General features: G+C 62.5%; 9 protein-coding genes and 1 pseudogene. 3 read left to right on the top strand and 7 right to left on the bottom strand.

All coding sequences use genetic code 11. The features are described 5' to 3' along the window. From ACE3UY_RS15250 to ACE3UY_RS15240, 3 genes and pseudogenes are all read right to left on the bottom strand, one after another. A pseudogene (locus tag ACE3UY_RS15250) lies at positions 1–309 on the bottom strand (hypothetical protein); the annotation flags it as partial. Between the two features lie 189 nt (positions 310–498). Beyond that, complete coding sequence (locus tag ACE3UY_RS15245) at positions 499–1,566, bottom strand: branched-chain amino acid ABC transporter permease (RefSeq protein ID WP_374688356.1); 1,068 nt, start codon at positions 1,564–1,566, stop codon at positions 499–501. Between the two features lie 185 nt (positions 1,567–1,751). Further along, a complete protein-coding gene (locus tag ACE3UY_RS15240) occupies positions 1,752–2,687 on the bottom strand; it encodes a branched-chain amino acid ABC transporter permease (RefSeq protein WP_374688355.1) in 936 nt (311 codons plus the stop codon). A gap of 74 nt (positions 2,688–2,761) precedes the next feature. On the opposite strand from ACE3UY_RS15240, the gene ACE3UY_RS15235 reads away from it, so the two are divergent. Continuing rightward, positions 2,762–3,256, top strand: a complete 495-nt coding sequence (locus ACE3UY_RS15235) for a hypothetical protein (RefSeq protein ID WP_374688354.1) — start codon at positions 2,762–2,764, stop codon at positions 3,254–3,256. Between the two features lie 84 nt (positions 3,257–3,340). On the opposite strand, the gene ACE3UY_RS15230 is transcribed toward ACE3UY_RS15235, so the two are convergent. The 4 genes from ACE3UY_RS15230 to ACE3UY_RS15215 form a co-directional block, all read right to left on the bottom strand. After that, complete coding sequence (locus tag ACE3UY_RS15230) at positions 3,341–3,577, bottom strand: hypothetical protein (RefSeq protein WP_374688353.1); 237 nt, start codon at positions 3,575–3,577, stop codon at positions 3,341–3,343. A gap of 2 nt (positions 3,578–3,579) precedes the next feature. Beyond that, a complete protein-coding gene (locus ACE3UY_RS15225) occupies positions 3,580–3,816 on the bottom strand; it encodes a hypothetical protein (protein WP_374688352.1) in 237 nt (78 codons plus the stop codon). Positions 3,817–3,887: 71 nt separating this feature from the next. Continuing rightward, a complete protein-coding gene (locus ACE3UY_RS15220; protein ID WP_374688351.1) occupies positions 3,888–5,810 on the bottom strand; it encodes an AMP-binding protein in 1,923 nt (640 codons plus the stop codon). Between the two features lie 154 nt (positions 5,811–5,964). Continuing rightward, positions 5,965–6,741, bottom strand: a complete 777-nt coding sequence (locus ACE3UY_RS15215) for an ABC transporter ATP-binding protein (RefSeq protein ID WP_374688350.1) — start codon at positions 6,739–6,741, stop codon at positions 5,965–5,967. Between the two features lie 250 nt (positions 6,742–6,991). Between ACE3UY_RS15215 and ACE3UY_RS15210 the strand changes: the two genes are divergently transcribed. Further along, positions 6,992–7,417, top strand: a complete 426-nt coding sequence (locus ACE3UY_RS15210; protein WP_374688349.1) for a PPOX class F420-dependent oxidoreductase — start codon at positions 6,992–6,994, stop codon at positions 7,415–7,417. 121 nt (positions 7,418–7,538) lie between these two features. After that, positions 7,539–7,772 (top strand): hypothetical protein (locus tag ACE3UY_RS15205; RefSeq protein ID WP_374688348.1); only part of this gene is annotated, 234 nt, incomplete at its 3' end.

Genomic DNA, 7,772 nt, shown 5'->3' with positions numbered 1-7,772 from the left:
TTCGGTCGCCGTCCCCTCGGCGACTTCCTCAGTTGGCTCGGCCGTCGGCTCTTCCGTCGCCGCCGGCTCCTCGGTGGCGGCCGGTTCCTCGGTTGGAGCCGGCTCTTCGGTAGGTTCCTCGGTCGGGGCGGGCTCCTCCGTAGGCGCGACCTCCTCGGCCGCCTCCGTCGGCGCTACTTCCTCGACCGTTTCGGCCGTCGCCACCGGCTCCTCGGTGGTGGTCGTCCCCCCGCCGCAAGCCGCCAGCGCCATCCCCAGCGCCAGCACCAACACCAGCCACAATGCCGTCAAACCACTTCTTCTCTTCATATCACTTCTCCTTTCTCAACGTATTCACCGACCCAATAAAGAGGGCAGGGGAGCGGGGGGGCGGGGGAGCAGGGGAGCCAGCCCCGCCACCGTCCCACTGACCACGTACGGGAGGGTTTCAAACCCACCCCTACCAAACTACCGCTCCATTGACCATGTACGGGCGGGTTTCAAACCCGCCCCTACGACTCACCGCGCAAACGGCCGCAATCGCCATGCCGCCTTGATCATCTGCCAGCGGTGGGCAAGGCCGCGCGGTTCGAAGATGAGGAACAGCATGAGCACCAGGCCGAAGAAGATCGGCCGGAACGACGTCAGGAAGCGCGCTTTCAGCGCCGGAAACAGGTCGCCCATCGTCTGGCCGGTCACGCGGGCCAGGTCTTGCAGCAGGACAACGGCCGTCACGCCCAGGAACGGCCCCAGGTTCGTGCCCAGCCCGCCGATGACCAGCATGCCCAGCAGGAAGATGGACTCCTCCAGGCCGTAGCCAAACTCCGTGCCCACGCCGCGCTGGCTGTGGGCCTTCAGCGCGCCGGCCACGCCGGCCAGGAAGGAGGCCAGGAAGAAGGCGCGCAGTTTGTACTGGAACAGGTTGACGCCCAGCAGCTCGGCGGCCAGGTCGTTGTCGCGGATGGAAACCAGGGCGCGGCCGAGGCGCGACCGGCTGATGTTGAGCGTCAGCACCGTGGTGATGAGCAGGACGGTCAACGACAGGTAGAAGTATTGGTTGAGCTCGCTGAAGGTGATGCCGAAGAGGACGGGCACGGGCACGGCGATGCGGCCCGACGTGCCGCCGAGTAGATCGGGGTAGAGGTGACGGCTGAGCCAGGGGATGATGAACTGCGCCGCCAGCGTCGCCATCGCCAGATAGAAGCCCTTGACGCGCAGCGACGGCAGGCCGAAGAGCAGCCCTACCAGCCCGGTGACCAGCCCGGCGGCCAGCACCGCCAGCGGGAAGGGGAAGCTGAAATGGGTAGTGACCAACGCCGAGGTGTAACCGCCGACGAGCATGAAGGCCGCCTGGCCCAGTGAGATCTGGCCGGTGTAGCCGGTCAGGATGTTGAGGCCCTGAACGGCGATGATGGTGTAGAAGATGGTGTTGGCGGTGTTGACGAGGTAGGCGTTGCCCCACAGCGGCGCAGTCAGTGTCAGCAGCAGGGCCAGCCCCAGCGCGATCCACTGCCACGGCTGCCGGACGACAGCCATGTCCTGCTGATAGCTCCGGTCGAAATCCCCTGCCGGTCGTAGTGCGGCCATAAACGGCTTCCTTCTTCTTGGCTTACAGAAGAAGCATCCACAGATTTCACAGATTACGCAGATTTTTCAGAGGCGTTCTGCGAGCTCTGTGTTATCTATCAATGCTTCCTTCTGCGAATAGCTAACATCATCCACATACTTCTTAAAAAATCTGTGTAATCTGTGCAATCTGTGGATTCTTTCTTCTAGACACGTTCGATGCGCTTCTGGCCGAACAGTCCTTCCGGCCGGATGATCAGGACAACCAGCAACAACAGATAGGGCGCGATCTCCGACGAACTGCGCACCGTCTGCACCGACGACGCCTGCACAATCGCCTGGGCCAGGCCCACCAACAGCCCGCCGATGATCGCCCCGGAGAACGATTGCAGCCCGCCGAGCAGGATGGCCGGGAAGGCCACCAGCGCCACCGTCGCCAGACTCAGGCTGACGCCGGTCAGCGTCGCCAGCAGCACGCCGCCGATGGTGGCGATGACGCCGGCGATGGCCCACGACAGGCCGAAGACGCGCGGCACGTTGATGCCCACGCTGCGGGCCAACTCGTGGTCTTCCGACGTGGCCCGCATCGCCAGCCCGGTGCGCGTGAACTGGAAGAAGAGCATGAACAGAATGGCGGCCAGGATGGCGACGATGAACGTCGCCAGCAGCGCCTGCTTGATGATGATGGCGTCGTTGAACGCGCCGGGGAAGGGGATGCTGATCACGTCGCTGGGCGAGAAGGGCGCGGGGAAGTTATTCTTCGGCTCGATGCCGAAGACGATGGCCGCCGAGCCTTCGAGGAACTGGGCCAGGCCGAGCGTCATGAGGATGATCGCCAGCAACGGCTGGCCGGTCATCGGCCGCAACGCCAGCCGCTCGATGAGCAGCCCCAGGCTGGCCGCCACCAGGATCGCCAGGGGGATGGCTCCCCAGAGCGGCAGGTTGAACAGCTCGTTGCCGCTCTCCGTGCCCCCCGCGAACCACCACGTCAGGAACGCGCCCAGCATGACCAGTTGGCCGTGGGAGAAGTTGAACACCTCCGACGAGCGGTAGATGAGCACGATACCCAGGGCGATGATGCCGATGATGCCGCCGTTGAGCAGGCCGGTCACGAGTTGTTGGGGGACGAGTTGCCAGTTCATATTAGAGACGGTAAAGTCCTATTTGGAGCCTTCAACCCCATGTTGCTAACCGAATAGACTTAAGAGTGCCCACGATGTTTCCCAGAGCCTTCGTAAAGCCGGTCTTGATTCTGGCGCTGTTTGCTGTCATGTTAGGCAGCAGCTATCCAGTGGCAAGCAGTCCACAGGAGAGCCATTTCAGCTATCTACCCATCTCCCTTAAACCCGCCTGCTTTTCATACGCAGCCTCTACCATACTGTTGCCCTCAAAAACGACCGTGCCTGCCGGAGAGACATTCACCGTCGAAGTGAACCTGGAAAATACCGGGTGCGTGGCTCTTGGCCGGCCCATTTACGAAATAAATATGCGGTCTGAACAACAGCCAACGCCGGTCACAATCGTCATGGAAGTGCATCATTTCTCCGTGCCCCCGCGGGGGCTTGACTCCATCGATCTACCCATCAGCCTGAGCGACGCCAGCGACGTCACACTCACCGCCGTCGTGACCTTCGAGGTGCACTATGACTCCGGCCCGCCTGTGTGGGGACGGAGCGAATCGCAACCTGTATCGATCACAGTCACGCCTTAAGTCTATAGGTGCAGTATATTTTGTAAGACGCATTGTGTTTTTTACGTCGCGAGATAAAGACTCTGTGCTACACGACTATTTTTGCTATGCCATCGCCAATAAGAGCGTCTGTTCCACCGTCTCGGGCAGTGTTAGCAGATGGAAGCGCTCGGTCTGATAGGCATAGTCGTCGCCACTCTCGTCGATGACGCGGAGGTAGCCATGTTTGTCCGCCTGCTCATCTGCTACGACGCGGTATAGCTTGCCAAGCTCAAGTGAAGCCTCATAGTCCGTGTTATCCAGACATAGGGCGAACTGTACGTGAATCTCGTTTGTGTCCATTGTTAGTCGAGTAAAGGAAACTTCAACTTGATTTCTTTCTTGCCGATGCCGTGCGCTTCATACCAGTGTATTTCAGCGGTATGGACTGTGTCGTCCTTCAACCTGACAACAGTGATACCTTTCATCTTGCGCCAGCGTCCAGGGCCGTAACGCTTACGCAACCGCCGCACCTCGCGTATCTTCGTTCCGGTCGCAATGGTCTCAATCTGTCTGATCTCGCCGATAATCTCAAAGTCCACCTGCTACCTGCCACTTGACACTTGCCCGCTGTTCAACCACAGGATAAGAATCCTGCGCCACCTGCCTCCTGCTACTCCTCCAACTTCATCACCCCAATCTCCGTCTCGATAAACCCCTCGCTACCATCCTGATAGCGGACGGGGGCGCGGACGCGGATGGAGTCGTCGCCGCGATACATGGCCTCGATGATGTCGCCGTAGCGGTCGTAGAGGAAGCCGCGGCGCAACTTGCGCGTGCGGGTCATCTCAGCCTCGTCGGCGTCGAACTCCTTGTGCATCAGCACGAAGCGGCGCACGCGCGCCGCCGGCGGCAGCGACTCGTTCACGCCCTCCACCGCCTTGCGGATCAACTCGTACACCGGCGCGCGCTGCGACAGGTCCACGAACGTCGTGTAGGGGATGCGCTGCCGCTCCGCCCACTGGCCGACGTTCTCGAAGTCGATGATGACCAGCGCCGTCACAAACGCCCGGTTCTCGCCGCCGACGGCCATCACGTCGCGGATGTAGGGACTGAACTTCAGCCGCCCCTCGATGAACTGGGGCGAGAAACGTTCGCCGCTGGCGAGCGTCAGCATGTCCTTCACCCGGTCGAGGTAGATCAGGTGGCCGTCGTCGTCGATGTAGCCGGCGTCGCCGGTGCGGAACCAGCGGCGGCCGTCGGGATCGGTCACGATGTCGCGGGCGGTGCCCTCCGGGTCTTTGTAGTAGCCCTGCATGACCGTCGGCCCGGCGATCTGGATCTCGCCGTCGGGGGCGATGCGGATGTCGATGCCCGGCGCGGCCGGGCCGACGCTGGCAAACTTGATGGCGTCGTCGCGGTGGACGGTGGCTCCGCCGGTTACCTCGGTCGAGCCGTAGATCTGCTTCAGGTTGATGCCCAGGGCGTGGAAGAAGCGCATGGCGTCGGGGCTGAGGGACGAGCCGGCGGTGTAGGCGGCGCGGACGCGCGACAGCCCCATCTGGTTGCGCAGCGGGCCGAAGACGAGCCGGTCGCCCACGGCGTAGGCGGCGCGCAGCCCTGGCCCGGCCGTCTCGCCGCTGAACTTGGCGTCGGCCATGCGGTAGCCGATAGGCAGGAAGCGTTCGTAGAGCGCCCGGTTGAGCCGCGTGGCGTCGTTCATGCGCACCTGCACCGTGGCGACGAGCGAGTCCCACAGCCGCGAGTTGTAGAACAGCATCTCCGGCGCGATCTCGCGGATGTTCTGGCGCACGGTCTCCGGCTCTTCGGGGAAGTTCATCACCACCCCGGCGTAGACGTGGGCGGCGATGCCCAGGATGGGTTCGGCGATCCAGCCCATCGGCATGAAGCTGACGTGGTTGTCGGTGTCGCGGCGCGGATCGACCGACTGGTACAGATCGATGGCGCTGAGGACGTTGCCGTGGCTCAGCATGACGCCCTTCGGCCGGCCGGTTGTACCGGAGGTGTAGCAGAGCATCGCCAGGTCGTCGGCCCGTCCCAGGGCGACCTCCGTCTCGAAGCGGTCCGGCTCCCGTTCGACCAACTCGCGCCCCAGCGCCTGCACTTCCTCGAAAGGCATCAGCCACGGCTCATCGTAGTGCCACAGACCGCGCTCGTCCCAGTAAATGACCCGGCGCACGCGGGGGATGCGGTCGCGAATCTCCAGCAGCTTGTCGCACTGCTCCTGGTCTTTGGCCAGGACAAAGGCGGCGTCGCTGTGGTCGATGATGTAGGCCACCTCGGCCGGCGTGGCGTCGGTGAAGAGGCCGACCTGCGCCGCGCCGATGGCCTGAAGCCCCAGGTAGGCCCAGAGGTATTGCCGGTCGTTGTCGCCGACGGTGCAGATCGTGCCGCCGCGTTGCGCTCCCAGGGTGAGCAGCCCCAGGGCGAAGGCGCGCACCTGTTCGTAGGAGTCGGCCCAGGTGAACTCGCGCCAGATGCCGAACTCCTTCTGCCGCAGCGCCACCTTGCCGCGCGGCTGGGTCTGCGCCTGGTGCAGGAAGAATTGAGGGACGGTGACGGCCGAAGTCTCCATAGTTATGAGTGACGAGCGACGAGTGACGAATGGGACAGAGCGCTCACGCAAAGACCGCTAAGGAAGCTAAGAGCGCAAAGTGAATTGGGTTCTTCTTTGCGTTCTTTGCTTCTTTGCGTTCTTTGCGTGAGCCTCTTGTTAACTCGCCGTTCGTTCATGCCTCACCAAGATAAGCGTGAATCACTTTCGGGTCTTGCTTGATGTCGTCCGGCCGGCCATCGGCGATGACCTGGCCGAAGTCGAGCACGACGACGCGGTCGGAGATGTCCATGACCAAGCCCATGTCGTGCTCGATCAGGACGATGGTCACGCCGCGCCGCTCGTAGATGTCCAGGATGAAGCGGGCCATGTCCTCCTTCTCCTCGACGTTCATGCCGGCCATCGGCTCGTCGAGCAGCAGCAGGTCAGGCTCCATGGCCAGGGCGCGGCCAAGCTCCACCCGTTTGCGCAGGCCGTAGGGCAGCGCCCCGACGACCGCCTTGCGGATGTGGGCGATCTCCAGGAAGTCGATGATCTCCTCGACGACCTGCCGGTGGCGCACTTCCTCGCGCTGGGCCGGCCCCCAATAGAACATGCTCTGGAGCCCGCTCTGCTTCATGTGGATGTGGCGAGCGGCCATCAGGTTGTCGAGCGTGCTCAGGCCGGTGTAGAGGGCGATATTCTGGAAGGTGCGCGCCAGCCCCAGCCGGGCGATGCGGTCGGTGGGGGTCTTCGTCAGGTCGGTCTCACCCTTGAAGAGAATGCGCCCCTTTTGCGGGCGATAGAAGCCGCTGATGCAGTTGAGGATGGAGGTCTTGCCCGCGCCGTTGGGGCCAATGATGGCCCGGATTTCCCCCTCGCGGACGCCAAAGCTAACGCCGGCCAATGCGGCGTTCCCCCCAAAGTGGAGTGATACGTTCTCGATGCTAAGGATTGCAGCCTTGTCACTCATGCGGCCAGGCAACACAAAGATAGCATTTTGGTCAGACTCACACAGTCACCGGGTCGCCGGTGGTTATTGATTTGAGCAGGTGCAGGGCGCTCCCGATAATGCGGCAGGAAAGTACCATAGTTGTCGTTCTCTGGCAAGAGGAATCTCATGTCAATTTGCCTGACCGGCTGGGGGGATTTTGCTATAGTTGCGGTAAGCGCCGGCGTTGAAGCGAACGCCGCGCCAGACCGCAGCCCCGGAGGAACCGAACATGTCCGCGACAATCCCCCCGTCCCATCTAGACCTGATTACCGGCCCCGTCTACGCGGTGCTAACCACGGTCACCCATGAGGGCCAACCGGAGAATACCATCGTCTGGTGCTCCTGGGATGGCACTCACGTCGTCGTCAACTCCGTCGAGGGCCGCCGCAAGGTGGAGAACGTGCGCCACAACCCGCGGGTGGCGATCACGGCCATTGACCCGCACGACCCCTACCGCTGGGTAGACGTGCGCGGCTACGTCGAAGAGATGGTCCCCGACCCGGAGTACGCGACCATCAACGCCCACGCCAAGCTTTACGTGGGCGTGGACGAGTACTACGGCGGCTACGCCCCCATCGAGCGCCGCGGCACGGAGAAGCGGATTGACCTGAAGATACGGCCGACGCGGGTGTTGGTCTATCCACGACATAATTAAGAGGCTCACGCAAAGGGCGCAAAGAGGCAAAGAGCGCAAAGTAAGAAAAGCCCTTCTTTGATTTCTTGACATCTTTGCGCTCTTTGCGTGAGCTCTTTCCCTCAGTGGTTAAGAGCATACTATGACGACCGACAAAAAGCCGGAGAGCGAGTTAGCCCGGCAGATCATCGCCGCCGAGTTTGGCTACGTGGCCCAGACCGCCTTCCAGGCCAATGAAGATCGCGCCCGCGCCTGGCAATACTTCTTCGTCACCTTCGCCACACTCATCGCCGCGCTGCTCTCCACCCAGATCGAGGGCATTGACCAGCGCCAGCTCTACCTGACCTTCGTCGTTATCTTCGGCCTGCTGGCCGTG

Source organism: Promineifilum sp. (SeqCode), from assembly GCF_041918635.1.
Lineage (GTDB): Bacteria > Chloroflexota > Anaerolineae > Promineifilales > Promineifilaceae > Promineifilum.
The sequence above is the reverse complement of the archived record's forward strand: the minus strand, read 5'-3'. Positions and strand labels throughout refer to the sequence as shown.

Bases quoted from the DNA above. Each gene is read 5' to 3' on its own strand.
- ACE3UY_RS15215 (WP_374688350.1), bottom strand. From the start codon at position 6,741: ATGAGTGACAAGGCTGCAATCCTTAGCATCGAGAACGTATCACTCCAC.
- ACE3UY_RS15230 (WP_374688353.1), bottom strand. From the start codon at position 3,577: ATGGACACAAACGAGATTCACGTACAGTTCGCCCTATGTCTGGATAAC.
- ACE3UY_RS15240 (WP_374688355.1), bottom strand. From the start codon at position 2,687: ATGAACTGGCAACTCGTCCCCCAACAACTCGTGACCGGCCTGCTCAAC.
- ACE3UY_RS15210 (WP_374688349.1), top strand. From the start codon at position 6,992: ATGTCCGCGACAATCCCCCCGTCCCATCTAGACCTGATTACCGGCCCC.
- ACE3UY_RS15235 (WP_374688354.1), top strand. From the start codon at position 2,762: ATGTTTCCCAGAGCCTTCGTAAAGCCGGTCTTGATTCTGGCGCTGTTT.
- ACE3UY_RS15245 (WP_374688356.1), bottom strand. From the start codon at position 1,566: ATGGCCGCACTACGACCGGCAGGGGATTTCGACCGGAGCTATCAGCAG.
- ACE3UY_RS15220 (WP_374688351.1), bottom strand. From the start codon at position 5,810: ATGGAGACTTCGGCCGTCACCGTCCCTCAATTCTTCCTGCACCAGGCG.